This is a genomic window from Pseudonocardia sp. EV170527-09, assembly GCF_008369905.1.
In the GTDB taxonomy this organism is placed as follows: Bacteria; Actinomycetota; Actinomycetes; order Mycobacteriales; family Pseudonocardiaceae; genus Pseudonocardia.
The window spans coordinates 1-519 of sequence record NZ_VRMC01000321.1 but is presented as its reverse complement, the minus strand read 5'-3'; the positions used below and the strand labels follow the sequence as shown (position 1 = coordinate 519).

Sequence of the window (519 nt, the reverse complement as noted above, 5' to 3'; positions counted from 1 at the left end):
AGGACAGAGCACTGTCCCCGGTCCCGGCAGCCGTGTCATGATCGCGCCCGGGCCAACGACACGTCAGGTCGTCCATCAACCGACACCACAGCCCGTCCCCGGACAGTCCTCACCGACGAAGACCCGTGTCGGTCTGGTGCGGCGAATCGTACGGCTGCGCTGGCGGCACCGGCTGGGCCCGGTCCAGATCGCCGGGCGCCTGGGCATGGCCGCCTCGACCGTGCACGCGGTCCTGGTGCGCTGTCGGATCAACCGGCTCTCCCACATCGACCGGGGCACCGGGGAGCCGCTGCGCCGCTACGAGCACCCCCACCCCGGCTCGCTGATCCACGTCGACGTCACCAAGTTCGCCAACATCCCCGACGGCGGGGGCTGGCGCTACCTGGGACGGCAGCAAGGCCGCCGCAACCAGGCGGCCACCGCGCGGCGCACCGGTCAACGAGGCAAGTACTACCGCCCGGCCATCGGGACCGCCTACGTCCACACCGTGATCGACGACCACTCACGCACCGCCTACGC

General features: G+C 71.3%; 1 pseudogene. It reads left to right on the top strand.

Annotation, left to right across the window (positions count from 1 at the left end):
- Positions 1-103: 103 nt before the first annotated feature.
- A pseudogene (locus FVA95_RS29330) lies at positions 104-519 on the top strand (IS481 family transposase); the annotation flags it as partial.